Raw genomic sequence first — 25,147 nt, 5'->3', positions numbered from 1 at the left:
ATCACATTTCAAATCAAATATTTGACGCTCAGGCGCAATCTGCCTCACCATAGTCGCTGTTTATTTAGAAGCGCGAAAATAACCGGGAGCACAGGGCGTGAAGCTGGATAGTCAGCCTGGTCACATTGACCAGATCAAACAGACTAATGCAGGCGTTGTTTACCGCCTGATCGATCTCTACGGTCCGATTTCGCGTATCGAACTTTCCCGCCTGGCGCAGCTGGCGCCCGCCAGCATCACCAAAATCGTGCGTGAAATGCTTGATGCTCATCTGGTGCAGGAGACGGAATTTCAGGAGCCAGGCTCGCGCGGCCGACCGGCCATCGGCCTGATCCTCGATACGCTCGCCTGGCACTACCTCGCGGTGCGCCTGCATCATGGCGCGCTGACCCTGACGCTGCGCGATCTCAGCAGCCGCGCGCTGGTGGAGGAGACCTCACCGCTACCTGATGAAGCGCAGCAGCCGCTGCTGACCTCGCTGATCGATCGTGTCGACGCCTTTTTTATGCGCCACCAGCGCAAGCTGGAAAGGCTGACGGCAATTGCCATCACGCTGCCAGGGCTGATTAACGCCGCCTCGGGCGTGGTGCACCGGCTGCCAGGCTATGAGGCGCGCGAGATACCGCTGGGCGATACGCTGGCGCAGCGCACCGGCGTGCCGGTATTTGTGCAGCACGACATCTCCGCCTGGACGCTGGCGGAGTCGCTGTTCGGCGCGTCGCGCGGCGCGCAGGACGTCATCCAGATTGTCATTGACGATACCGTCGGCGCGGGCGTGATCAGCGGCGGCCAGCTGCTGCATAAAAGCGGCCGTGCGCTGGTTGAGATTGGACATACCCAGATCGATCCCTACGGTCAGCAGTGCTACTGCGGCAATCACGGCTGTCTGGAGACGGTTGCCAGCACCGGCAGCCTGCTGGCGCTGGCGGCGCAGCGCCTCGCCGCGCAGCCCGACAGCGTGCTGCACCAGCAGCCGTTAACGCTGGAGAGGCTCTGTGTGGCGGCCCAGCAGGGCGATCGGCTGGCGCGCGACGCCATCGCGGGCGTCGGGCATCATGTCGGACGGATGCTGGCGATGATGGTCAATATCTTCAACCCGCAGCATATTCTGATCGGCTCGCCGCTTAACGAAGCCGCTGAAGTGCTGTTTCCCGCCGTCAGCAGCACCATCCGCCAGCAGGCGCTGCCCGCCTACAGCGAAGCGATTCAGCTGGCGCCCACGGAGTTCCGCGAGCCGGGCACCCTCGGCGCGGCGGCCCTGATCAAAGACGCCCTCTACAGCGGCTATCTGCTGGTAAAACTGTTACAAGGTTAAGCGCGACTGAACTTTGCGCTAACGCAAGCCGCCTGCTGCCCGCACTCCTTACAATAGGTTTTGCTTTTTTGTAAAACAAAACCGTTACGTTGAGGAGGAGTGGGGTGAAAAATCTGTTCATTACCGGCACTGACACCGCTGTAGGGAAGACCGTGGTTTCGCGCGCGCTTCTGCAGTATCTCGCTCGCGCTGGCCTGAGCGCGGTGGGTTTCAAACCGGTTGCTCGAAACGCTGAGCGGAGCGCTGAAGGCCTGCGCAGTAAGGATGCGCTGGTTTTGCAGAGCAGTTCGACGCTTACCCTGCCTTACGATGCGATTAACCCGCTGATTTATGAAGAAGACGAAGTCAGCATTCGTCCGCGCAGGCCCATGGACTATGCGCTGCTGAATCAGAGCCTGCAGCGGCTGGAGCAGCAGGCTGACTGCGTCGTGGTTGAAGGCACCGGCGGCTGGCGCAGCCTGATGAACGATGCGAAGCCGCTCTCCGGCTGGGTGGCGCAGCATCATATTCCGGTGGTGCTGGTGGTGGGCATCAAGCAGGGCTGCCTCAGCCATGCGCTATTGACCGCCGAGGCGATCGCGCGTGACGGGCTGCCGCTGGCCGGCTGGGTGGCAAACCGCATTAACCCCGGCCTGGCGCACTATGCTGAGCTGATCGACGTGCTGCGCGACAGCATCGATGCGCCGCTGCTGGGGGAATTGCCCTATCTGCCGCGCGCCGAACAGCGCGACCTGGCCGGTTATCTCGATCTCTCTTCGCTGGGCATCGCCGCGCTGCCCGATTCAGGTGCAAAGATCGCCTGAGAGTGAAACATTATGCTGCAAAGCCGCTGCGTCTGAATCGATGGTTTCAGGATTTGGCGCGGCGCTTTTTGTTTTTAACTTCTTATCCGTCAACCAGTTAACATTACTTCCTTTCGCTGCCCGCGCGCGTGGCGTGATAAATGCATTAACAGCGTTAATCACAAGACTGCCGGAGCACGATTATGTCGCATTCAGAAGAGAAAGCATTGCTGTACGGGCTGGACGAGCGCATCAGGCCCGCGCCCGCGTTTTTTGCCGCGCTGCAGCATCTGCTGGCCAGCGTGGTCGGCATTATCACGCCGCCGCTGATTATTGGCTCGGTGCTGGGGCTGCAGGCCTATATTCCCTATCTGATTAGCATGTCGCTGCTGGTTTCCGGCATGGGCACCTTTTTGCAGGCGCGGCGCGTGGCGGGGATCGGCGCGGGCATGATCTGCCTGCAGGGCACCAGCTTCGCCTTTCTTGGCGTCATCCTTTCCGGCGGGATGATCGTCAAAAGCCGCGGCGGTTCGCCGGAGGATATTATGGCGATGATCTTCGGCTGCACGCTGGTCGCCGCGCTGATCCCGCTGCTGATTAGCCGCTGCATCGCGCAGCTGCGCCGCGTGCTGACGCCGGTCGTGACCGGAACGGTGATAACGCTGATCGGCATTAGCCTGATTAAGGTGAGCATCACTGACTGGGCGGGCGGGCATAACGCGGTGAATTTCGGCGCGCCCGGCAACCTGGCGCTCGGCGCCCTGACGCTGCTGGTGATTATCGCGCTGAACCGGATGCGCAACCGCTGGGCGCGGCTGATCGCGGTGATCGCCGGCATCGCCGCTGGCTGCCTCGCCGCGGCGCTCAGCGGCACGCTGGTGCTGAAGCCGCTGCCGGAGACGGGCTGGCTGGCGCTGCCTGGCTTTTTCCGTTTCGGCTTCGCCTTCGACTGGACGATTTTTTTGCCTATCGCGCTGGTGTCGGTGATTTCGGTGATTGAGGCGGTGGGCGACCTGACCGCCAACTGTATGCTGTCGCAGCAGCCGATCAGCGGCCCGCAGTTTCAGCGTCGCCTGCAGGGCGGCATCTGCGCCGACGGCGTGAGCTGCGTGCTGGCGGCGGTCTTCTCCGCTTTTCCCAACACCACCTTTGCGCAGAATAACGGCGTGATTCAGATGACCGGCGTGGCGAGCCGCTATGTCGGCATGGTGATGGGGGCGATGCTGGCGCTGCTCGGGCTGTTTCCCGCCGTGGGCGCGCTGATGCAGCAGATCCCGCCGCCGGTGCTGGGCGGCGCGACGCTGGTGATGTTCGGCAGCGTGGTGGCCGCCGGGATCCGCGTAATGACCCAAACGCCGCTGGGGCGTCGCGAGATGCTGATTGTAGCGGTCTCTTTTGGTCTGGGGCTGGGCGTCGAAGCGGTGCCGGAAGCGCTGAAGCAGTTCCCGCCGCTGGTAAGTCAGATTTTTGGCCATGCGGTAACCACCGGCGGCGTGCTGGCGATCCTGCTGAATCTGGTGCTGCCCAGCGAGCCGCGCGCTGCTGCCTTGCCGCAGGGCCAAGCGGTGGAAAAAGGGCTGTAGAAAAGAGTACGGCCCCGGCGCCATGACGTTTGCGTCGGGGCCGCTTGCCTGCTGCAGGCGGTCGCTAAAAAATTACGGATTGAGGCGGCGTCGCGTGCGGCCGGAGCTGAGGTAGTCGGCGATATAATCCTGCGAAATCTCTCCGCTGTAGCGGCCATCTTCGTCGACGATCGGCATCCAGACGGTGTTGTGCTCATAGAGCTTAGAGAGCACCACGCGCAGATTCTCCTCCGCCTTGCCGGTTACCCGGAAGGTATGCAGCAGGGACTCGCAGTTGCCGCTGGCGTGGCGCGCTTCGCGGCGCTTCACAAAGCCGAGCGGTTTGCCGTCGTTATCTACAACGGTCACCGAACGCATCTCGTTTTCATCCATCAGGGCGAACGCCTCCGCCAGCGGCGTGGCGCGTTTAACGGTGATGGTGGGCTGTTGATCGGTGACGTCGCCCGCCTGCACCAGCAGCAGGCGCTTCAGCGTGCGGTCCTGGCCGACAAACGAGCCGACGAAATCATTTCTCGGGCTGGCCAGCAGCTCATCCGGGCTGGCGCACTGCACGATTTTTCCCTGGCCAAATACCGCGATACGGTCGCCGAGCTTGAGCGCTTCATCAATGTCGTGGCTGACCAGCATCACGGTTTTTTTCAGCTGACGCTGCATATCAAGAAACTCGTTCTGGATCGCCTCGCGGTTGATCGGGTCGACGGCGCCGAACGGCTCATCCATCAGCAGCACCGGCGGATCCGCCGCCAGCGCGCGGATCACGCCAATACGCTGCTGCTGGCCGCCCGACATTTCGCGCGGGTAGCGGTGAAGAAATTTGGCGGGATCGAGCGCCACCATGCTCATCAGCTCGGTGGCGCGTTCGCGGCAGCGTTTCTTGTCCCAGCCCAGCATGCGCGGCACCACGGTGATATTCTCTTCAATCGTCATATTGGGGAACAGGCCGATCTGCTGGATCACATAGCCGATGTTGCGGCGCAGGGTAACGGTATCCTGGGTGCTGGTATCCTCGCCGTTAATATATATCCTGCCGCTGGTGCTGGGGATAAGGCGATTAATCATCTTCAGGGTGGTGGTCTTGCCGCAGCCTGACGGGCCGAGCAGCACGCACATTTCGCCCTGCGGCACATGCAGGCTGACGTTATCGACGGCGGTCACGCTGGCGCCGTTTTTCTGGGTAAAGGTTTTCGTCAGGTTTTCCAGTTTTATCATTATCGAATCCCCTTAGGAGTCAGCGCCGACTGCAGACGGTGCAGCAGCCAGTCGAGAATAATGGCCAGCAGGCAGATCATCAGCGCGCCGGCGATGAGCATACGAATGTCGCTGCCGCTGATGCCGTCGAGCAGCAGCAGGCCAAGGCCGCCTGCGCCAATCACCGCGGCGATCGCCATCACGCCGACGTTCATCACCACGGCGGTGCGAATGCCGCCGAAAATTACCGGCAGCGCCATGGGGATCTCCACCCAGCGCAGCCGCTGCCAGAAGGTCATGCCGATACCGCGTCCCGCCTCACGCAGGCCGTCCGGCAGATTTTCCAGCGCGGTATGGGTGTTGCGCACAATCGGCAGCAGCGAATAGAGAAATACTGCGGTAATGGCGGGCAGCGCGCCGATGCCCTGACCGATCAGCGAAAAGAGCGGGATCATCAGGCCGAACAGGGCGATGGTCGGAATGGTCAGCACCACGGTGGCGATGCCCAGCACCGGCGCGGCCAGCCATCTGACGCGCACGATCAGCACGCCCAGCGGCACGCCGGCGACGATAGCGCATCCGACCGCCACCAGCACCAGCCAGGTATGCTGCCAGGTCAGCGCCAGCAGGCTGCTCCAGTTGTTGATAATGTAGTGAAAGGTATCCATATGGCCGCCTTACAGCATCTTGTTAGCGTTGAGAAAGTCGCGCGCAACCTGCTCGGGCGACTGATGATCGATATCGACGCGCTTGTTCAGCTCGGTAATCGCCTCGCTGGTCAGCAGCGGCGAAAGCTGATTCAGCGCTTGCGCAAGGCCTGGATGACTGTCGAGCACATCCTTGCGCACCACTGGCGTGACGTTGTAACTGGGGAAGAAGTGCTTGTCATCCTCCAGCACTTTGAGATCGAAACCCTTAACGCGTCCGTCGGTGGTGTAGACCAGGCCCGCATCGACAAAGCCGTCGCGCACCGCGTTGTAGACCAGGCCAGGATCCATCTGCCGAATCTGCGGCCGATCGAGCGTCAGGTTATAGGCGGTCTGCAGCGGCTTCATACCGTCGGAGCGGCCGGAAAATTCCAGGTCCAGCCCCAGCCGCCAGTTATGATCGGGGTCGCGCTGGCGCACCTGTTCGATCTTCGCCACCAGCTGCGACATGCTGCTGATACCTTCTTTCTCGGCGCGCGCGCGCTGCATGGCGAACGCATAGGTATTATTCATCGGAGCCGGGTCGAGCCAGACCAGCCCCAGCTTAGCGTCGAGGGCTTTCACCGTCTGATACGCCTCGTCAGAGGACATCGGCTTGTTGATGTGGTTGAAGATGATCAGCGAAGTGCCGGTATACTCCCAGGTCATATCCACCTGTTTATTGAGCATGGCGTTGCGGCCGATGGTGGTGGCGATATTGCGTTTCGGGATCACCTGAAAGCCTTTCTTCTGCAGCCATATCACCGTCATGGCGGAAAGAATATGCTGTTCGGTAAAGCTTTTGGTCGCCATCACCAGCGGCGCGGCGGCCTGCGCCGCCTGGCTAAATGCCAGCGTCGCGGCGAGGGCCACCGCGGTGCGTCTGAACCAGCGCGTCAGCGTCGTCATATCAGTCTCCCTGTTAAGCCGCGTGCGGGCTGAGAAAGCGGCCCAGCGCCGCCAGCAGCATGTCGAGCAGCAGCGCGAACAGCGCCGTGGCGACCGCGCCGAGGATCAGCGTGGGAAAATCGTTGAGGTAGATGCCGGGGAAAATCAGTTCGCCGTAGCTGCTGGCGCCGATCAGAAAGGCCAGCGGCGCGGTGCCGACGTTAATGGCGGTGGCGATGCGGATACCGGCCAGCATCACCGGATAAGCGTTGGGCAGCTCAACCTGACGCAGGCGCTGGAGTTTGGTCATGCCGATACCGTTCGCCGCCTCAATCAGGGCGGGCGGCACCGCGCTCAGTCCGGAATAGGTGTTGCGCACAATCGGCAGCAGCGAGGCGAGGAACAGGGCGAACAGCGCCGGTTTTTCGCCAATCCCCAGCACGACCATCGCCAGCGCCAGCACCGCCAGCGGCGGCAGCGTATTGCCGACGTTGAAGATCTGCATCGCATATTCGGCCCAGCGACGGGCAAAAGGACGACTCAGCAGGATGCCGCTGGGAATGCCGATCAGCAGCGCGAACAGCATCGACCAGAAAACCAGATAGAGATGCTGCTGACCGAGGTAGATCAGGTCGACGCGGCGCGCGCGCAGCGTCTCGATCCCCAGCCCCCAGACCAGCAGCGTCAGCACGCAGACTATGGCCAGCAGCGCGAGTCCGGCGCGTCTGACCAGCGAACCATTTTGCATTCTCGATCTCCCTGTTGTTTGTTGTGCAGGCGGACAATCACGTCGCCCAATTTTTTCAGGTATGGATAAAAAGCTATTAAGCCTATAGCAGCCTAAAAGAGGGGGCGCTACTTTTTATCGGCAAAATCAGACAGATAGAAACAGCCTGAACGGCGGTTAAAGCCGCGTGGCATCTGGTTTCAGCAGGAAATTAACTATTTTTAGCGGGTTAAGGTGACGCCGTCACACAACGTGCGCACGCCAGGCACAGCGGCAACGCGAATTTAGGCTAGCCTTGCTGAATAACAAAAGGGAGATGTATGACTGAGAGCGCACACCTGCAGGTCAGCCACCGCGGCTGGATCCTCTTCGCCTGTATGCTGGCGATGTTTATGGCCGCTATCGAGGTGACCATCGTCGCTACGGCGATGCCGACCATCATTGCCGACCTCGGCGGTTTTTCACAGTTTGGCTGGGTCTTCTCTGTTTATCTGCTGACGCAGGCGGTGAGCGTGCCGCTCTATGGCCGTCTGGCGGATATGTGGGGGCGACGCAAAATGTTTTTCATCGGCACCTCGCTGTTTCTGATCGGCTCGGTGCTCTGCGGCTTCGCACACAGCATGCTGTGGCTGATCCTCTTCCGCGCTTTTCAGGGACTGGGCGCCGGCGCCATTATGCCGCTCAGCTCCACCATCGTGGCCGATATCTATTCGCCGCGCGAGCGCGCCAGCGTGCAGGGCTGGCTCTCCAGCGTCTGGGGCGTGGCGGCGATCGTCGGTCCGCTGACCGGCGCCTGGCTGGTGCAGCACTTTAGCTGGTCGCTGATCTTCTGGGTCAATCTGCCGATAGGGCTGATTAGCATGGCGATGCTGGCGCGCTTTCTGCCGGCCCACTGCGTCGACGAGAAGCCGCAGCCGCTGAACGTCGCGGGCAGCCTCTGGCTGACGATCTGCGTCAGCGCGCTGCTGATGGCGCTGCTGCAGGCGGAGTGGCTCGGCTACTGGCTGGTCGCTTTTCTGGTTCTGGCGCTGTTCGCCGGCTGGCAGCTAAAAAGGCATGAGCTGCGCGCCGATGCGCCGCTGTTTCCGCTGGAGATCTGGCGTAGCCGCCTGATTATCGCCGGCAACGCCGGAAATCTGATTATCGGCGCGGCGATGATGGGGATCAGCGCCTTTCTGCCGACCTGGATCCAGGGCATCACAGGCGGCACGCCGCTGCAGGCGGGCAGCGCGCTGGCGATGATGTCGATCGGCTGGCCGCTCGCCAGCACGCTGAGCGGGCGGCTGATGCTGCATACCTCTTACCGGTTTACCGCCCAGCTCGGCGCGCTGCTGCTGGTGGCGGGCAGCGCGTTGCTGCTGCTGCTGCGCGCGGAAAGCGCAATCTGGCAGGCGGGCGCGACCGCCTTTATTATCGGTACCGGCATGGGGATGACCAGCACCACCTTTCTGGTGTCGGTGCAGAACCATGCGCACTACGATATTCGCGGCATCTGCACCGCGTCGATCATGTTCAGCCGCATGATGGGATCGGCTATCGGCACCGCGTTGATGGGCGCCGTGCTGAACCTTAACCTGGCGCAGCGGCTGCCGCACGCCGCCGATCCGGTGCAGCAGGTTATGTCGGCGCCGTCGCGCGAGGCGCTCTCCAGCGAGACGCTGCACCATATGGTGCAGGCGATTGCCGCCTCGCTGCACTGGGTATTCGTGGTGGCGCTGGTCATTGCGCTGTTTGCGCTGGGTGTGGCGTGGATGATGCCGCGACAGCGACCGGAACAGGCGGAATAGAAAAGGGCGACGGCGTCGCCCTTATTGAATGCCGACGCGGATAAGAATGGCCGGCTTTGTCAGCAGAGTAGGCTCACTGCGCAGGCGCATCCTGCGAGCTGCCTGCGCTGTCAGGCACGCTGCCTTCCTCGCCGCGTCCCACGCGCTTATAAACAATTTTCTGTGTGTCATTTTCGCAATGGCCCACTACCTGGCCGCCCGCCTGGTCAACCTGATCGTTAGGCACGATATCCAGCGAAAAACCCGATTCCGGGACGCCGTTCTGAATGATTTTCTGGCTGATGTCCGCTTTAACGGACTCGCAGGAGGCGTGCGCCAGCATCGGCAGCGCCAGTAAAGTTGCGATTAACATTCCGGTCTGTTTCTTCATCATCTTCTCCTTTTGCGTAGTGAACCTTACTGACTATAGCAGTCCCTGGAATAAATCAGGGGGCGACCGGTCGGCCGGTGCGGCGATCGAGGCAGCGCAGGGTATTGGCTTCCCAGTAAGCGTTGACGTTATAGCTCTTTTCGCAGGCGTCGCGAGTATCGAAGGCGCGATCCGCTTTATCGAACTCTTTCTCTACGCGGGTGTTCACCTTATGGCGCAGGTGCTGCGTGTCATTCCATTGCTCTTTGCTCTGGCGCGCGGCTTCATTACTGGCGGCGTTGTTGCCGTCTTCAATAATCAGGCGGCTGGTATTGGCGCTGGCCTGCACGGCGGTCAGCATCGCGCTGCCGGCCAGCAGCGCGGCGAACAGGGTCGGAAACAATTTTTTCATCGTCTTTTCCTTCGGTTAATGCCTGGCGCGCAGGGATGGTTCAGGGTTGCGGCAGACAGGGCTTAGTATATCATCGCGCTTTATTTGCTCACCAGTGGTGGGCGAGCTGTTTATCTTTGCGAGAGGATCCCATGCTGATCAAAACCGCGCTGCTCTTTTTTCTCACCGCCATTGCAGAGATTGTCGGCTGCTTTTTACCCTGGCTCTGGCTGAAAAAGAACGGCTCCGTCTGGCTGTTATTGCCTGCCGCGCTGAGCCTGACGGCCTTTGTCTGGCTGCTGACCCTGCATCCGGCGGCGAGCGGGCGCGTCTATGCGGCCTACGGCGGCGTTTACGTGCTGACCGCGCTGCTGTGGCTGCGCGTGGTGGACGGCGTGAAGCTTAGCGCATGGGACTGGAGCGGGGCGCTGGTGGCGTTTTGCGGCATGCTGATTATCGTGGCGGGCTGGGGGCGCGCCTGAGAGGAGACCAGCCCGGCAGGCTGGCCTCAGGCGTTGTCAGGGCTTGTGCACTTTCAGGCCGGCCTGCGTCTGGCTTACCGGCATCATCTCCAGGGTGTTGATATTGACGTGCTTCGGCAGCGTCGCTACCCAGTACACCGCCTCGGTGACATCTTCCGCCGTCAGCGCCGTCGCGCCTTCGTAAACTTTATCCGCTTTTTCATCGTCGCCTTTGAAGCGCACGTTAGAGAACTCGGTGCCGCCGACCAGGCCAGGTTCGATATCGGTTACGCGCAGCGCGGTGCCGTGCAGGTCGGTACGCAGGTTGAGGCTGAACTGGCGCACGAAAGCTTTGGTGGCGCCGTAGACGTTGCCGCCCGCGTAAGGCCAGTTGCCGGCGACGGAGCCGATATTGATAATGTGGCCGACGTCGCGCTCCACCATATCCGGCAGCAGGGCGCGGGTCATAAAGACCAGCCCTTTGGTATTGGTGTCGATCATATTTTCCCAGTCTTCGACGCTGGCGCGATGCGCCGGCTCGATGCCGAGCGCCAGCCCGGCGTTATTGACCAGCACGTCGATATTGCGCCACTCGGCGGGCAGCGAGGCGACCGCCTCTTCGATTGCGGCGCGGTTGCGCACGTCAAGCTGTAGGGTATAGAGGTTCTCGCCCAGCTCCTCTTTCAGCGCCTGCAGGCGCTCGGCGCGCCGGCCGCTGGCAATCACTTTGTGACCTGTTTCAATGAATCGGCGGGTGATACTTTGACCAAAACCGGCCGTCGCGCCGGTAACAAAAATAATCATCTCACTGTTCCTTAACACGTTTTTCAGTTGACCTGTTTTCACCATATCACTTCAACGGCGCCGCTGCGCGATAAAAGCGCGCGCGGGCTGTAAAGGAATTTTTCAGGCGTTGCGCTGCGCTATTGTGGCGCGCGCTGCACCAAAGAGGAGCAGAGGCGCACGCGTTATCCGCGGCGTTGTTTTAGCGCAGTTTGCCTGTCAGAGAGGCAACCGGTTGCGCATACGATACCGTTTCTGTCGCCGCGGAAAAAATGCTTTTTTCACATAACATATTGAATAGGCGACGGGTTCTGGCATGCGGGTTGCAATTTAACCTCATTCATCTGACCGTTAATCAGGTCCGCACGCGGAATAAAGGAACGAGTATGTCATCAACCCTTACGGCCATTCGCGCCAGCTTTTTTGATTTTACCGATGTGGCGCGGCAGCCCGAGGAGATTATGGCGCAGGCGCGCTATATCGACGACGGCGTGCTGCTGCTGGAGGCGGGGCGCATCTTCGGGCTGCATGCCTGGGAGGCGCTGCCGCAGGCGCCAGACGATGTTATCGATCTGCGCGGCCGCCTGATTGTGCCGGGCTTTGTCGACACCCATATTCACTATCCGCAGACCGAGATGATCGGCGCCTACGGCGAGCAGCTGCTTCAGTGGCTCAGCCACTATACTTTTCCGGTGGAAAGCCAGTACCACTGCGCCGATCACGCCGCCGCCATGTCCGCCTTTTTTCTGCAGCAGCTGCTGGCGAACGGCACCACCAGCGCGCTGGTGTTCGGCACGGTGCATCCGCAGTCGGTGGAGGCGCTGTTCGGCGCCGCCGAGGCGATTGAGATGCGGCTGATCGCCGGCAAGGTGATGATGGATCGCCATGCGCCGGACGCGCTGCTGGAGACGCCGGAGCAGAGTTATGCCGACACGCGGGCGCTGATCGAACGCTGGCACGGGCGCGGTCGGCTCAGCTACGCGCTGACGCCGCGCTTCGCGCCCACCTCGACGCCGGCGCTGCTCGAAAAGGTGCGTCAGCTGCGTCAGGAATATCCCGACGTCTGGCTGCATACTCACCTGAGCGAAAACCCGCAGGAGGTCGCCTGGGTGAAGTCGCTGTTTCCGCAGCACGACGGCTATCTTGACGTTTATCATCGCCATCAGCTCACAGGACGGCGCAGCCTGTTCGCGCACTGTCTGCATCTGGAGGATCATGAGTGGCAGTGTCTGCATGATACCGATTCCGCCATCGCCTTTTGCCCGACCTCGAACCTGTTCCTCGGCAGCGGGCTGTTTAATCTCAAGCGCAGCTGGCAGCAGGGGGTCAGGATCGGCATCGGCACCGACGTCGGCGCGGGCACCACTTTCAATATGCTGCAAACGCTCGGCGAGGCCTATAAGGTCGGGCAGCTGCAGCAGTATCGGCTCAGCGCGGCAGAAGCGTTCTACCACGCCACCCTCGGCGGCGCGCACGCGCTCGATCTGCATCCGCATATCGGCAACTTTGCGCCGGGCAAGGAGGCGGACTTCGTGGTGCTGGATCTGGCCGTCTCGCCGCTGCAGCGGCTGCGCATCAGCAACAGTAAAGATATCTGGGAGCGGCTGTTTGTGCTGATGACGCTCGGCGACGATCGCAACATCGCCGAGACCTGGGTTAACGGACGCGCGGTATGGCAACGCGACGAGACGCAAGCGCAGAGCGAGTTGTTGCGGGCGTAGCAACCTGCCAGGATAAATCTTTGCACGGTAATCAGGAGCGAGGCATGAACGTCAGACAAAATCCGTTTTTTCAGGTAAGCACGCTGCCCTGGCAGGCGCCGCCATTTGATCAGATTCAGGAAGCGGACTTTCTGCCCGCGCTGCTGGCGGGCATTGAGGAGAAGCGTAAAGAGGTGCAGGCGATTGCGCAAAATCCCGAGGCGCCTACTTTCGCCAACACTTACGAGGCGCTGGAGCGCAGCGGACAGCTGCTTGAACGCGTCAATCTGGTCTTCGGCGCCATGACCTCAGCGAATACCAGCGATTATCTGCAGCAGGTCGATGAAGAGATCGCGCCGCAGCTGACCGCGCTCAACGACGAGATCGTCCTGAACAGCGCGCTGTTCGCCCGTCTTGACGCTGTCTATCAGCAGCGCGAGACCCTGGCGCTCGATCCTGAATCGCTGCGGCTGGTGGAGGTGACATGGCAGCACTATCAGCTGTCGGGCGCCAGTCTGGAGCAAGAGGCCAAACAGCAGCTCAAAGCGCTCAATCAGCAGGCGGCGCGCCTCAGCACGCGCTTCACCAATAAGCTGCTGGCCGCGACCAAAGCGGGCGGGCTGGTGGTGCAGGAGGCCGAGGCGCTGGCGGGCCTGAGCCCGGCCGATTTAGCGGTGGCGCAGGCGGCGGCGCAGGCGCGCGGGCTGGAAAATGCCTGGCTGCTGGTGCTGCAGAATACTACCCAGCAGCCGGCGCTGCAGGCGTTGCGTTCGCGCGCGACGCGTCAGGCGCTGTTCGCCGCCTCGGTCGGCCGCAGCGAGAAGGGCGACGAAAACGATACCCGCGCGCTGGTGCTGGAGCTGGCCCAGGTAAGGGCGCAGCAGGCGCAGCTGCTGGGCTTCGCCAGCTTCGCCGAATGGCAGCTGCAGGATCAGATGGCGAAAACCCCCGACGCGGCGTTCGCCTTTATGCGTCATATCGTTCCAGCCGCGCGGGCGCGCGCCGAACGCGAAGCGGCCGCCATCCAGCAGACCATCGACCAGCAGCAGGGCGATTTTACTCTCGCCGCCTGGGACTGGAGCTTCTATGCCGAGCAGGTGCGCAAAGCGCAGTACGACCTCGATGAAAGCGAAATCCGCCCCTATTTCGAACTTAACAACGTACTGGAGAAAGGGGTGTTCTGGGCGGCGAACCAGCTTTACGGCATCCGCGTCAGCGAGCGTCACGATCTGCCGGTCTACCATCCTGACGTGCGCGTCTATGAGATCTTCGACGTCGACGACGCGCCGCTGGCGCTGTTCTATACCGACTACTTTAAGCGCGACAACAAAGGCGGCGGCGCCTGGATGAGCAACCTCGTCAATCAGTCAAGACTGCTGGCGACGCGTCCCGTCATCTACAACGTCTGCAACTACACCCGACCGCCGGAAGGCGAACCGGCGCTGCTCAGCTGGGATGAGGTCATTACCCTGTTCCATGAGTTCGGCCACACGCTGCACGGGCTGTTCGCCACCCAGCGCTATCCGAGCCTTTCAGGCACCGCCACGCCGCGCGACTTCGTCGAGTTTCCCTCGCAGTTCAACGAGCACTGGGCAAGCGAGCCGCTGGTGTTCCTTAACTATGCGCGTCACTACCAGAGCGGCGAGGCGATGCCGGAGGCGCTGCACCAGAAGATCGTGCGCGCCAGCCGTTTCAACAAAGGCTACGACATGAGTGAGCTGCTGGCCGCCGCGCTGCTGGATCTGCACTGGCACAGCATCGCCGTCGGCGAGACGCCGCAGTCGGTTGAGGGCTTTGAGCAGCAGGCGCTGCAGAGTGACAATCTGGCGCTGACGGCCGTGCCGCCGCGCTATCGCTCCAGCTATTTTCAGCATATCTGGGGCGGCGGCTATGCGGCCGGTTATTACGCCTATATCTGGACGCAGATGCTGGCGGACGACGGCTATCAGTGGTTTGTGGAGAATGGCGGGCTGTCGCGCGAGAATGGCGACCGCTTCCGCCAGATGATCCTGTCGCGCGGCAACAGCAGCGATCTGAAACAGCTCTATGAGAACTGGCGCGGCGGCGAACCGCAGCTTGAGCCGATGCTGAAAAATCGCGGCCTGGCCGACTAATCCTCAGCGGGCGCAATGCCCGCTTTTTTATCCCAGCGGCCCGCCCTCAATGGTTTCGCACATGCCCGCCAGCACGCGCTCGCCGGTTTCCTGCCGCAGTTCCTGATACCAGGCCGCGGTCGCTGCGGGATCTTTACCGTGAGTCACGTCGCAGCGTTTGCGCGCTTTCAGCACCAGATCGCGGGTACGGCTCACGCGCCGCGACTCATAACGCTGCAGCGCATCCTCAATACCCAGCGAGTGGGCAGCGAGAGAGGCGGCCAGCACCAGCGCATCCTCCATCGCCGCGCAGCCGCCCTGGCCAATGTCCGGCGTGGTGCTGTGCGCCGCATCGCCCAGCAGCGCGACGCGCCCGCTGACAAAACGGCTAAAGGGATCGATATCGTGGATTTCGACGCGGTTGGTGGTCGCCGGATCGATAGCGTCGATAAGGCGCTGCACCGGCTGCGCCCAGCCCTGGAAGTAGCGGCGCAGATCCGCTTTTACCGTACTGCGGTCTTCCGCGAGGCCTTTCGGCAAAGGCACGTCAAAAAAGAAGTAGAAGCGGTTGCCGCTCACCGGCATCAGCGAGACGCGTTTGCCTTCGCCGACGAAGGTGGTCCACTGATCGTCGGGCGCCAGCGCCGCATCGATCTCCACCAGGCCGTTCCAGTTGACGTAGCCGGCGTAGCGGCGTTCGACTTTTTCGCCCAGCACGCTTTGACGGATAACCGAATGCGCGCCGTCGGCGGCGATCAGCAGGTCGCCCTGCGCGGTGGTGCCGTCTTCGAAGAGAGCGGTGACGCCGTGCTCATGCTGTTCGACCTGCGCTACGCGTTTGCCGAAGCTGACGCGTTCGCGTCCGTAGCTGTCGATCAGCATCGCCTGCAGTTCGGCGCGCGCCACCGGCGAGGGATATTCTCCAACCTGGCGCACCAGCGGTTCCATACTGAAACGCGTCAGGGTCGCGCCGCTGGCGAAATCCTGGTAGGCCATAAAGGCCATATTGCCGCTCAGGGCGCGCAGCTGCGCTTTCAGCCCTAGCGCGTTCAGGCACTTCACGCCGTTCGGCCAGACTGAGATCGCGGCGCCCACCGGCTTCATCTCTTTTACCGCTTCAAACACTTCTGTTTTGATGCCCGCTTTTTCCAGCGCTAGCGCCGCGCTCATGCCGCCAATGCCGCCGCCAATTACAATCGCTTTCATATCTTTCTCCTTGTCGATGGAGTAGAGGCTGCAACTTTTGTACCAACCCGGCAGCGCCCGTCAGGCGGGCCCTTGACACGTTCAGCGCAGCGAGGGCGCGCCAGCAGCAGGCAACCGGGCAGTGAAAATGCCTCTTTTTGGTGCTTTGCAGGCTGGGTGAATCTTTTGTTTCAGACCGATAGCTGAAGTGTGATCGGCCGGCGCTTTTAGGCGTGCGGCGCAGACGGTTGCCCGTTCGCCAGCCATACTTAGTCGGGATTGCATCCGGGGAGAGTCAAAAATGAAAAGTCGTTACATCATACTGTTGATCACCGCCTTACTGCTGGGACAGAGCGCTACCGCCCAGCCGACGGCGTCATCAGCGCTGTTTAGCGGACGGGCGCCCATCGCTCAGCTGACGCCGGTAGCGGCGAAGTGCGATCTCGCCAGCTGTCAGCAGAACTGCTACGTCGAGCGCTCGCACTGCAATACGCGCGGCAACGGCTCCTGCAGCAGCCAGACGCAGATCTGCGTGCAGAACTGCGCCAGCCAGTGCAGATAACGCCCTAAACGGCAAATCAACGGATTTGCCGTTTATTGATTCAGGTCAAACTGGTCCGCCGCCGTTTCCCTTTCCTGTTGGCCATCGCCTAAAATAGCTCTTTTGTGCTGCCTGAACCGGCGCTGCTGCCGGACAATCTACGCGCCTTTTTTAGGGATGTTATGACTTACGTTTATCTGTTTATCGCCATCGTGGCGGAAGTGATCGCGACCAGCAGCCTCAAGGCTTCAGAATCCTTTACCCGGCTCTGGCCTGCGGTGGTGACGCTGACTGGCTACGTCATCGCTTTCTATTTCCTGACGCTGGTGCTGCGCACCATGCCGACCGGCATCGCCTACGCTATCTGGTCGGGCGTCGGCATCGTGCTGATTTCCGCCGTCGGCTGGGTGGTGTTCAAGCAGAAGCTCGACCTGCCCGCTATCATCGGCCTCGCGCTGATCATCGCCGGCGTGCTGGTGGTGAATCTTTTTTCCAAAACGGTGGGGCACTAAGGTAGTCTGTTTTACCTTTATCGACGGGAGATAAATGTGAAAAAACAGCTCACCGAGTCAGATATTCATGAAGTAGAGACCCTCCTGCACAACCCCTGGTTTAGCGTGCGTAAAGCGCGTATCGCGCTCAGCGAAGGCGCGCCACGGGATTTCTACGCCGTGCATCATGAGCGTCCTGCGGTCGGCATTGTGGCGATGCAGCAGGAGAAGATCCTGCTGATCCGGCAGTATCGTTATCTGATTGATCGCGTGGTGTGGGCCATTCCCTCCGGCGGCGTCGACGCCGATGAAACGCCCGCCTGCGCGGCGCGGCGGGAAACTGCAGGAAGAGAGCGGCTATCGCGCCAGCTCTATTCGCGAGCTTATCCGCTACAACCCCTCTTATGGCAGCAGCGATCAGCTGTTTATTACCTTTGTCGCCACCGATCTGGAATTTGTCGGCATGGACGAAGCGCAGGATGAGGTGATGGCCACCGGCTGGTTTACCCGCACCGAAATCCGCCAGATGATCGCTGACGGCGAGATACCGGACGGGCTGTCGCTGGTGCCGCTGCTAATGCTGCTGGCGGAGCCCGCACCTTAAAAGGGCGACTGGTGCGGGCTACTGCGCCGCGCGAAATTCCGCAATCAGAGTGTTAACCAGCTCCGTCGCCGCCATTTCCCGCGCGCGCGCTGCGCCCTGGCCCGCCCACTGCGCGCCAAAGCCGTGCTCGCCCTGCGCGGCGGCTGCGGCGGCGAGCGCTTTGCCCAGCGAGTAGGCCAGCGGATAGTCCGGAATCGCCTCTTGAGAGATACCGCGCGTTGCGCGGCAAAAGGCGTTGCTCAGGCAGCGAGCCGGGCGGCCGGAAATCGCGGCGGTCATTTCGGTCTCTCTGGCCGCGTCACTTTTCAGCGCCGCGCGCCAGGCGGCGTTGGTGGCCGACTCAGGGCAGAGTAGAAAGGCCGTGCCGAGCTGTACGCCTGCTGCGCCGAGCTTCATCATTGCAGCGATATCGCTGCCGTCCATGATGCCGCCTGCGGCGATAACGGGAAGATCGCACGCATTGCGGATTGTCTGTACCAGCGTCCGCGTGTTCATCTGCGCATCCGCCTGTTCAGGATCGAAAATGCCGCGATGGCCGCCCGCCTCAAAACCCTGCGCCACCACGAAATCGATGCCTGCGGCGGCGACCAGACGCGCTTCCTCAACGGAAGTGGCGCTCGCCAGTGTCACCATACCTTGCTTTTTCAGCCGCTCGATAACCGACTGCTCCGGCAGGCCGAAATGAAAGCTTACCGCGGCGGGCGCAGCCTCAAGGAGCGGTTCGAGCAGCGGGGAGGCGGCGTTGAACGTCGGATAAATCTCGCTCAGCGCGGGCGGCGGCGGGGCGCCATACTGCGCAAACAGCGGCGCAAAGCGCGCCAGCCAGGCGCGTTCGCGTTCGGCATTGCGCTGCGGCGGGGCATGGCAAAAAAGATTCACGTTTACCGGCGCGGCGGTGAGCTGCCGCAGGCGGCTCAGCATGGCGCTGGCCTGCTGCTGGTTTGAGGCGCCCAGGCTGATCGAGCCTAGCGCCCCCGCATTGCTCACCGCGGCGGCCAGTTCGGGAGTAGAGACGCCCGCCATTGGCGCCTGAATTAAAGGAAAGGCTATCTGTAAAGCGCGGCAGAGTGGATTATCCATCTTCGCTCTCCTGCTGGTGGAATCGACAGCGGGCAGCATCGCGTCGCCGCCTGAGAAACGCAACTACGGCGCTCAACTCTGCGCGTCAGGCAGCAAAAATTCGACTGGCGTAGCAGCCTGTGCACCGTCGATAAGAGTGATAACAGACCCTATAGCGAACAGGGAGAAGATAGCGCTCCATTTAGTTACAGCATACATAAAGCTTATCTATAATATCCACCATCAACATCTGTGCAAATACATCTTGCTTAACAGAGAAGGCGACTGGCTTATCCGTCCGGAAGCGCAGGGCTTCCGGATCGTTGCCATCTGTCAGATGCCATGCTCCAGCCACGCCGTAATCTGCGTCACCATCGCCTGAGTCGAAATGCCGTAGCGATCGTGCAGCGTTGGCAGCGCGCCCGCGTCGAGAAAGGCATCGGGCAGGGCGATCTGCCGGAAACGGGGCGTCACACCGTGGCGCAGCAGCGTTGCCGCGATGGCTTCGCCCAGGCCGCCGGTAATCGAGTGGTTTTCCGCCGTAATCACCAGCCGTCCCGCGCTGACCGCTTCGCCGGCCTCGCGCAGTATCGTCGCCTCGTCCAGCGGCTTGATCACCGGCGAGTGCACCACGCCGACCTCAATGCCGCGGCTCTCCAGCTGTTCAGCCGCCTCCAGCGCGCGCATCGTCATTAAGCCGCTGCTGATAATCACCGCATGTTTGCCTGAGCGCAGCCGCTGCGCTTTGCCGTGCTGATAGCGATAGTCATACTTATCCAGCACCAGCGGCACCTTGCCGCGCAGCAGGCGCATATAGACCGGCCCCTGATGGTCGGCGATGGCCGGCACCACCTGGCTGATTTCCCGCGAATCGCAGGGATCGATAATCGTCAGGTTAGGCATGCCGCGAAATATCGCCAGATCCTCGGTCGCCTGATGGCTCGGACCGTATCCGGTAGTGAGCCCGGGCAGGGCGCAGGCGATTTTCACGTTCAGATTCTCTTCGGCGATCGCCATGCAGATAAAGTCATAGGCGCGGCGCGAGGCGAACACCGCGTAGGTGGTGACGAACGGCGTAAAGCCTTCGCGCGCCATGCCGGCGGCTGCGCTCATCAGCAGCTGCTCCGCCATGCCCATCTGAAAGAAACGGTCAGGAAAGGCGTCGGCGAAGAGGTGCAGATCGGTATATTTACTCAGGTCGGCGGTTAAGCCGACGATATCCTGGCGCTGACGCGCCAGCTCGACCAGCGCATGGCCAAAAGGCGCAGCTTCCGTCGGCTGGCCCTCGGCGGCAATCGAGGCGATCATCGCCGAGGTCGTCAGGCGTTTTTTTACCGTTGAAGTACTCATCTTATTCTCCCTGTTCCAGCACAGTAAGGGCTTTATCCCACTCATCGGCGTCGACGCGGATAAAATGGGTTTTCTCCCGGGTTTCCAGGAAAGGCACGCCTTTGCCCATTCGGGTATCACATATAATTACGCGCGGCTGCGCTTGCGGCCAGTCGCGCGCGGCGTCAAAGGCGGCGACCAGCGCATCGATATCGTTGCCGTCCACCCGCTGCGCATACCAGCCGAAAGCCTGCCAGCGCTCGACGATGGGCTCAAACGCCAGAATCTCGCTGCTATGGCCGTCCGCCTGCTGGTTATTGACGTCGATAATCGCGATCAGATTATCGAGCCGCCAGTGTGACGCCGACATGGCGGCCTCCCAGGTCGATCCCTCATTCAGTTCCCCGTCGGAAAGCAGGTTATAGACCCGCGAGGTCGAGCCCTTACGCTTCAGCCCCAGGCAGGCGCCAACCGCAATGCCCAGGCCGTGGCCGAGCGAGCCGCCGGTGATCTCCATACCGGGCGTATAGGCCGCCATGCCCGACATTGGCAGACGACTCTCGTCGCTGCCGTAGGTTTCACGCTCCGCTTCGGGAATGACGCCCGCCTCCAGCAGCGCCGCATAGAGGGCGATAGCGTAGTGGCCGATAGAGAGATAGAAACGATCGCGACCTTCCCATTCGGGATCCTCGGCGCGATAGTTCAGCGCGTGGAAATAGCTCACGGCGAGCAGATCGGCGGCGCCCAGCGCCTGACCGATATAGCCCTGGCCCTGAACCTGGCCCATCAGCAGCGCATGGCGTCGAATGCGCGTGGCGCGCTGTCGTAGGGTCAGCGGTGCCGACGAAGTAAGGGTATGCATAGAACCTCCTGATTAACGATTAACGTCCGCAGCCCGAATACGCAGCACGCAGAGCGCGCCGAGCAGCAGAACCGCAGCGATAAAGTACATGCCCGACGCGGGCGAGCCGGTCAGCGTGGTAATCGAGCCGATAAGCCAGGGCGAAAAAAAGCCGGCGAGATTGGCGATGCAGTTCACCGCCGCGATGCCCGCGGCGGCAGAGACGCCGCCCAGCAGATTGGTCGGCAGCATCCAGAACAGCGACGAGGCGGAGAGAATCCCCGCCGCCGCCAGGCATAGAAAGAACAGCGACAGCGTGACGCTGTGGCCCAGCAGGGTTGCCATCGTCAGACCCGCCATGCCGAGCACCATCGGTACGATAAGGTGCCAGCGCCGCTCGCGATGGCGATCGCCGCTGCGGCCCGCCATCAGCATAAACACGATGGCGCACAGATAGGGCAGACTGGTGAGCAGGCCGATATGCAGCGGCTCGCGGATGCCGGCATTTCTTACCAGCGTCGGCAGCCAGAAGGTCAGGGCGTATTGACCCATCACCACGCAAAAGTAGATCGCCGCAAGCGTCCAGAGGCGTTTGTCCGCCACAAACTCTTTGATAGTGCCGTGATGCGACTTTTGCTGGTTATCCTCATCCAGATCGGCGCGCACCATACGTTTTTCGCCTTCATCGAGCCAGCTCGCCTGTTCGACGCGATCTTTCAGCACCACCAGCACCACAAACCCCATCAGAATGGTCGGGATCGCCTCCAGCATGAACATCCACTGCCAGCCGGCCCAGCCGTGCGATCCGGCGAAGGTTTCCATAATCCAGCCGGAGAGCGGGCCGCCGATCATGCCGGAGAGCGGAATAGCGACGAACCAGAGCACCGTCATGCGCGCCCGACGTTGAGCGGGAAACCAGTAGGTGAGATAGAGCAGCAACCCGGGCGCCAGTCCGGCTTCGGCCACGCCCAGCAGGAAGCGCAGCAGATAGAACTGCCAGGCAGTCTCGACAAAGGCGAAGGCGCCGGAGATCAGGCCCCAGGTGATCATAATGCGGGCGATCCAGCGGCGCGCGCCGACGCGATGCAGGATCAGGTTGCTGGGCACCTCAAAGAAAAAGTAACCGAGAAAAAAGATCCCGGCGCCGAGGCCGTAGACCGTTTCGCTCAGCGAGAGATCGTCCATCATTTGCAGCTTGGCGAAGCCGACGTTGACGCGATCCAGATAGGCGCAGAGGTAACACAACATTAAGAACGGCATCAGGCGCCAGGCGATTTTGCGATAGGCGCCGTCGCGCGCAGCGACCGCCGCACCGATATTCAGCGTTGTCATGATTAACACTCCGGGAGTGAACCAGCAGCCTGGCTGCTGGAGAAAAGGGGGACGATCAGTGGATCAGCATGCCGCCGTTCACGTCTAAAGTGACGCCGGTGAGGTAGCTGGAGAGATCGCTGGCGAGAAACAGCGCGGCGTGCGCCACGTCGTCAGCCGCGCCGAGGCGCCCCAGAGGAATCGAATCGATAATGGCGTGACGGCGCTCGTCATGCAGCAGTCCGCCGGTGATATCGGTCTGGATCAGGCCGGGCGTCAGGGCGTTGACGCGAATCTGATCCGACCCGAACTCGCGCGCCATCGCTTTGGTCAGGCCCAGGACGCCCGCCTTTGCAGCGCTGTAGTGCGGACCGCCGAAGATGCCGCCGCCGCGCTGCGCCGATACCGACGAGAGACAGACGATGCTGCCGCCGCCCTGACGCTGCATCACAGGGATCACCGCCTGCGACATCAGCAGCGTGCCGCGCAGGTTGACATCCAGTATACGGTTGTAGTCTTCGAGGCCGATTTCCAGCGTTTTCACCGGCTGCGTAATGCCGGCGTTATTCACCAGCACGTCGATGCGGCCATACTCCTTCAGGACATCAGCGACGGCGCGCTGAATCGCCTCGGCGTCGGTGACGTTGGCCGCAAGGCCCAGATGGCCGGATCCCAGCTCCAGCGCGGTGCGCTGCGCTGCCGCTTCATCAAGATCGAGCACTACCACGCGCGCGCCGTGGTGAGCGAAGCAGGCGGCCGTAGCGCGTCCAATACCGCGCTGAGACGCGGCGCCCGTAATAATCGCAACTTTCTCTTTCAGCAACATAACTGACTCCAGATTCTTTTTTTATAGGGTTCGGTATCGCTACCGGCAGGGTTCATCCTCAGCATCAGAAATAGCGCGCAAAGTGGCAATGCAAAAAAATTCATTTGATGCTGAATGAAATTGTTGGTTTGATGCAGTTAACAATTTTCAATGTTTAAAACGGATATAAATCACAAAACCGTGAGCGGGAATAGTTATGGAAAAGCCAGTCAGCCAGCTCCCTTCATTAAAATCGCTGCGCGTCTTTGAGGAAGTGGCGCAATCAGGAAACGTGGCGCGCGCGGCGGAAAAATTAAATATCACCCCCTCGGCGGCGAGCCACCAGCTGGCGAAACTGGAAAAAGAGCTGGGCTCGATTCTGTTCCACCGCTCGGCGAAAGGGGTAGCGTTAACCCTGGCGGGCGAGCGCTATTTAGCGGAGATTCGGCCGCTAATCCTTAGCCTGACGCAGGCGACAGCGCGGCTGTGCAATGAGAAAGATCGCAGCGCGCTGTGCATTCACTGCGCGCCCAGTTTTGGGCTGTTATGGCTGCTGCCGCGAATTCATCAGTTTCGCGAAGCGCACCCGGACATACAGGTTTCGCTCTCCTGCTCCTATGAGAACTTATCCTTCAGTCGCGATAATATTGATATTGCGGTGCGCCATGGCTTTCCGGAATGGAAGGCGTTTGAAATAAAAACAATTCGCCATGAAAAAATGTCGGTGCTGGCGTCGCCCGACTATCTGGATAAATATCCGCTGCGCTCGCCGGACGAATTAAATAACCACGCGCTGATCCTTTCCGAATCGCCGTTAATTCAGTGGCCGCAGTGGTTCGCCACGCAGCAATTGCCGCAGCCGACTCAGGAGTGGCTGTTTCGCTTCGACCGATCCTATATGAGCCTGGAGGCGGCGATGCTTGGCCACGGGCTGATCTTCGAAAGCGAACTGCTGGCCGCCGACTATCTTCGCAGCGGCAAACTGGTCAGAGTATTTGACGACGCCATGAGCCTGCCGGTCAGCGCCCATCACCTGGTTTATCCGCGCGGCTATGCGCAGTTTCCGCGCGTCAGTTACTTTTTGCAGTGGATTCAGGCGCAGCTGGACGCCTGACGCGCAGCGTCAGCCACGGTATCGGACAGCCTCGACAAAAGCGGCGAAGGCGGAAGAGGTGTTGCGTCGGTTGGGATAGTAAAGGTGATAGCCCTCGAACAACGGGCTCCAGTCGGCGAGCACTTCAATCAGGCGGCCCGCCTCGATATGGGGACGCGCCATATGCTCCGGCACACAGGCCAGGCCAATGCCGTCCAGCGCCCCGTTCAGCACATGGATAATGCTGTTGGACAGCAGCGGACCGTTTACCCGAATCGTTAACTTGCGGCCCGCTTTTTCAAACTCCCACGCGTAGACGCTGCCGCCCGGCGAGTGGCGGATATTGATGCAGCGGTGCGCTGTCAGATCCTGCGGAACCACCGGAACCGGATGCGCCTGAAAATAGGCGGGCGTGCCGACCACCGCCAGCCGCCAGTCGGGCCCGAGGCGCACCGCAATCATATCGCGGCTGATCGACTCCCCCAGTCGAATGCCGGCATCGAAACGTTCGGTGACGATATTGGTAAAGCCGTAGTCGATGCAGATTTCCACGCTGATATCGGGATAGCTGGCAAAAAAGGCGGGCAGCGCAGGGCGCAGCAGGATCTCGGCGGCATCGTCGGAACAGGTGATGCGTATATTGCCGGCCGGGGTATTGCGTAATTCCCCAATGCGCGCAATTTCGCTGTTGATCTGTTCGAACAAGGGCGCCACGGACTGCAGCAACCGTTCGCCCGCTTCGGTTGGCGCGACGTTGCGCGTGGTGCGCGCCAGCAGGCGCACGCCAATACGCTCTTCCAGATTGCGGATGGTGTGGCTGAGCGCCGACGGACTCACACCCAGGCCTGCCGCTGCTTTGGTAAAACTCTGCTCGCGCGCCACAGCAATAAATGCCTGAATATCGTTCATCTTATCCCGTCCTTATTTATGATTTTAATTCACAGAGACAGGCAAATTAGCCTGGTCAGGAGAATGAATCCAACGCCATTTCGCTAATCGCACGGATCATTAAAAGCCGCAATGCGCCGATAAATGGCGCTGCGCGGGCGTTTCGTTAATTAATGAATTTTATTCAGCAGCGTATGCGGCGAGAGTCGGTTAATCATTCCATTATTCTCTGTAAGGATAGGGTGAAAGCAAAAGCGATTAAGACCG

Annotated in this window: 24 protein-coding genes and 1 pseudogene; 11 read left to right on the top strand and 14 right to left on the bottom strand. The window is 61.1% G+C overall.

Annotated features, from left to right (window positions below; genetic code table 11):
* Positions 1–97 precede the first annotated feature (97 nt).
* From mlc to AC6I7Z_RS09955, 3 genes are all read left to right on the top strand, one after another.
* A complete protein-coding gene (gene mlc, locus AC6I7Z_RS09965; RefSeq protein ID WP_497814082.1) occupies positions 98–1,315 on the top strand; it encodes a sugar metabolism global transcriptional regulator Mlc in 1,218 nt (405 codons plus the stop codon).
* A gap of 104 nt (positions 1,316–1,419) precedes the next feature.
* Positions 1,420–2,118 carry a dethiobiotin synthase gene (bioD, locus tag AC6I7Z_RS09960; protein ID WP_497814081.1) on the top strand — a complete coding sequence of 233 codons (699 nt, stop codon included), beginning with the start codon at positions 1,420–1,422 and terminating at the stop codon, positions 2,116–2,118.
* Positions 2,119–2,300: 182 nt separating this feature from the next.
* Positions 2,301–3,680 (top strand): nucleobase:cation symporter-2 family protein, encoded by a 1,380-nt coding sequence (locus tag AC6I7Z_RS09955; RefSeq protein ID WP_497814080.1) that lies wholly within the window; start codon positions 2,301–2,303, stop codon positions 3,678–3,680.
* Between the two features lie 72 nt (positions 3,681–3,752).
* Here the strand turns inward: AC6I7Z_RS09955 and osmV are convergent, their stop codons facing one another.
* From osmV to osmY, 4 genes are read right to left on the bottom strand one after another with little or no spacing between them, the layout of a single operon-like run.
* Positions 3,753–4,889, bottom strand: coding sequence for an osmoprotectant ABC transporter ATP-binding protein OsmV (osmV, locus tag AC6I7Z_RS09950; protein WP_497814079.1), 1,137 nt, complete (start codon positions 4,887–4,889; stop codon positions 3,753–3,755).
* Positions 4,889–5,536, bottom strand: coding sequence for an osmoprotectant ABC transporter permease OsmW (osmW, locus tag AC6I7Z_RS09945; RefSeq protein WP_033747177.1), 648 nt, complete (start codon positions 5,534–5,536; stop codon positions 4,889–4,891). The genes osmV and osmW overlap by 1 nt, the downstream gene beginning before the upstream one ends.
* A gap of 9 nt (positions 5,537–5,545) precedes the next feature.
* The gene (locus AC6I7Z_RS09940) at positions 5,546–6,463 is read right to left on the bottom strand and encodes a glycine betaine ABC transporter substrate-binding protein (RefSeq protein ID WP_497814078.1); all 918 of its coding nucleotides are present in this window, start codon (positions 6,461–6,463) and stop codon (positions 5,546–5,548) included.
* A 13-nt stretch (positions 6,464–6,476) separates the two neighbouring features.
* Positions 6,477–7,190, bottom strand: a complete 714-nt coding sequence (gene osmY / locus AC6I7Z_RS09935; RefSeq protein WP_497814077.1) for an osmoprotectant ABC transporter permease OsmY — start codon at positions 7,188–7,190, stop codon at positions 6,477–6,479.
* Between the two features lie 299 nt (positions 7,191–7,489).
* Between osmY and AC6I7Z_RS09930 the strand changes: the two genes are divergently transcribed.
* Complete coding sequence (locus AC6I7Z_RS09930; RefSeq protein ID WP_497814076.1) at positions 7,490–8,956, top strand: MDR family MFS transporter; 1,467 nt, start codon at positions 7,490–7,492, stop codon at positions 8,954–8,956.
* A 73-nt stretch (positions 8,957–9,029) separates the two neighbouring features.
* On the opposite strand, the gene AC6I7Z_RS09925 is transcribed toward AC6I7Z_RS09930, so the two are convergent.
* Together AC6I7Z_RS09925 and AC6I7Z_RS09920 are read right to left on the bottom strand one after the other, a co-directional pair.
* Complete coding sequence (locus tag AC6I7Z_RS09925; protein WP_497814075.1) at positions 9,030–9,326, bottom strand: DUF1161 domain-containing protein; 297 nt, start codon at positions 9,324–9,326, stop codon at positions 9,030–9,032.
* Positions 9,327–9,381: 55 nt separating this feature from the next.
* Positions 9,382–9,717, bottom strand: coding sequence for a DUF1283 family protein (locus tag AC6I7Z_RS09920; protein ID WP_497814074.1), 336 nt, complete (start codon positions 9,715–9,717; stop codon positions 9,382–9,384).
* A 131-nt stretch (positions 9,718–9,848) separates the two neighbouring features.
* Between AC6I7Z_RS09920 and AC6I7Z_RS09915 the strand changes: the two genes are divergently transcribed.
* A complete protein-coding gene (locus AC6I7Z_RS09915; RefSeq protein ID WP_075203264.1) occupies positions 9,849–10,178 on the top strand; it encodes a YnfA family protein in 330 nt (109 codons plus the stop codon).
* 36 nt (positions 10,179–10,214) lie between these two features.
* On the opposite strand, the gene ydfG is transcribed toward AC6I7Z_RS09915, so the two are convergent.
* Positions 10,215–10,961 carry a bifunctional NADP-dependent 3-hydroxy acid dehydrogenase/3-hydroxypropionate dehydrogenase YdfG gene (gene ydfG, locus AC6I7Z_RS09910; protein WP_033747192.1) on the bottom strand — a complete coding sequence of 249 codons (747 nt, stop codon included), beginning with the start codon at positions 10,959–10,961 and terminating at the stop codon, positions 10,215–10,217.
* A gap of 365 nt (positions 10,962–11,326) precedes the next feature.
* On the opposite strand from ydfG, the gene guaD reads away from it, so the two are divergent.
* Positions 11,327–12,661, top strand: coding sequence for a guanine deaminase (gene guaD / locus AC6I7Z_RS09905; protein WP_497814073.1), 1,335 nt, complete (start codon positions 11,327–11,329; stop codon positions 12,659–12,661).
* 44 nt (positions 12,662–12,705) lie between these two features.
* Complete coding sequence (gene dcp / locus AC6I7Z_RS09900; RefSeq protein WP_497814072.1) at positions 12,706–14,754, top strand: peptidyl-dipeptidase Dcp; 2,049 nt, start codon at positions 12,706–12,708, stop codon at positions 14,752–14,754.
* A gap of 27 nt (positions 14,755–14,781) precedes the next feature.
* Here dcp and hpxO read toward each other — a convergent pair whose 3' ends face one another.
* Complete coding sequence (gene hpxO, locus AC6I7Z_RS09895) at positions 14,782–15,939, bottom strand: FAD-dependent urate hydroxylase HpxO (RefSeq protein ID WP_497814071.1); 1,158 nt, start codon at positions 15,937–15,939, stop codon at positions 14,782–14,784.
* Between the two features lie 280 nt (positions 15,940–16,219).
* On the opposite strand from hpxO, the gene AC6I7Z_RS09890 reads away from it, so the two are divergent.
* The 3 genes and pseudogenes from AC6I7Z_RS09890 to AC6I7Z_RS09880 all read left to right on the top strand — a co-directional run bounded on the left by AC6I7Z_RS09890 (position 16,220) and on the right by AC6I7Z_RS09880 (position 17,554).
* A complete protein-coding gene (locus AC6I7Z_RS09890) occupies positions 16,220–16,480 on the top strand; it encodes a hypothetical protein (RefSeq protein WP_497814070.1) in 261 nt (86 codons plus the stop codon).
* Between the two features lie 161 nt (positions 16,481–16,641).
* A complete protein-coding gene (locus AC6I7Z_RS09885; protein ID WP_497814069.1) occupies positions 16,642–16,971 on the top strand; it encodes an SMR family transporter in 330 nt (109 codons plus the stop codon).
* A gap of 36 nt (positions 16,972–17,007) precedes the next feature.
* Positions 17,008–17,554: pseudogene (locus tag AC6I7Z_RS09880) on the top strand (NUDIX domain-containing protein).
* 18 nt (positions 17,555–17,572) lie between these two features.
* On the opposite strand, the gene AC6I7Z_RS09875 reads toward AC6I7Z_RS09880, so the two are convergent.
* From AC6I7Z_RS09875 to AC6I7Z_RS09855, 5 genes are all read right to left on the bottom strand, one after another.
* Positions 17,573–18,634, bottom strand: coding sequence for an NAD(P)H-dependent flavin oxidoreductase (locus AC6I7Z_RS09875; protein WP_497814068.1), 1,062 nt, complete (start codon positions 18,632–18,634; stop codon positions 17,573–17,575).
* A 312-nt stretch (positions 18,635–18,946) separates the two neighbouring features.
* Entirely contained in the window at positions 18,947–19,963 is a 1,017-nt protein-coding gene (locus tag AC6I7Z_RS09870; protein ID WP_048786859.1) for a transketolase family protein, read from the bottom strand.
* A 1-nt stretch (position 19,964) separates the two neighbouring features.
* Positions 19,965–20,804: a transketolase gene (locus AC6I7Z_RS09865; RefSeq protein ID WP_497814067.1), complete on the bottom strand. Its 840-nt coding sequence runs from the start codon at positions 20,802–20,804 to the stop codon at positions 19,965–19,967.
* A gap of 12 nt (positions 20,805–20,816) precedes the next feature.
* Positions 20,817–22,115: an MFS transporter gene (locus AC6I7Z_RS09860; RefSeq protein ID WP_427106420.1), complete on the bottom strand. Its 1,299-nt coding sequence runs from the start codon at positions 22,113–22,115 to the stop codon at positions 20,817–20,819.
* A gap of 55 nt (positions 22,116–22,170) precedes the next feature.
* On the bottom strand, positions 22,171–22,920 hold the full coding sequence (locus tag AC6I7Z_RS09855; protein WP_497814066.1) for an SDR family NAD(P)-dependent oxidoreductase: 750 nt from the start codon (positions 22,918–22,920) through the stop codon (positions 22,171–22,173).
* Between the two features lie 196 nt (positions 22,921–23,116).
* Here AC6I7Z_RS09855 and AC6I7Z_RS09850 point away from each other — a divergent pair, with 196 nt between their 5' ends.
* On the top strand, positions 23,117–24,013 hold the full coding sequence (locus AC6I7Z_RS09850) for a LysR substrate-binding domain-containing protein (protein WP_497814065.1): 897 nt from the start codon (positions 23,117–23,119) through the stop codon (positions 24,011–24,013).
* Positions 24,014–24,022: 9 nt separating this feature from the next.
* On the opposite strand, the gene AC6I7Z_RS09845 is transcribed toward AC6I7Z_RS09850, so the two are convergent.
* Complete coding sequence (locus AC6I7Z_RS09845) at positions 24,023–24,901, bottom strand: LysR family transcriptional regulator (RefSeq protein WP_048786863.1); 879 nt, start codon at positions 24,899–24,901, stop codon at positions 24,023–24,025.
* Between the last annotated feature and the right edge of the window lie 246 nt (positions 24,902–25,147).

This window comes from Pantoea sp. X-Soil-MYKO-1289, from assembly GCF_059730625.1.
The sequence above is the reverse complement of the archived record's forward strand: the minus strand, read 5'-3'. Positions and strand labels throughout refer to the sequence as shown.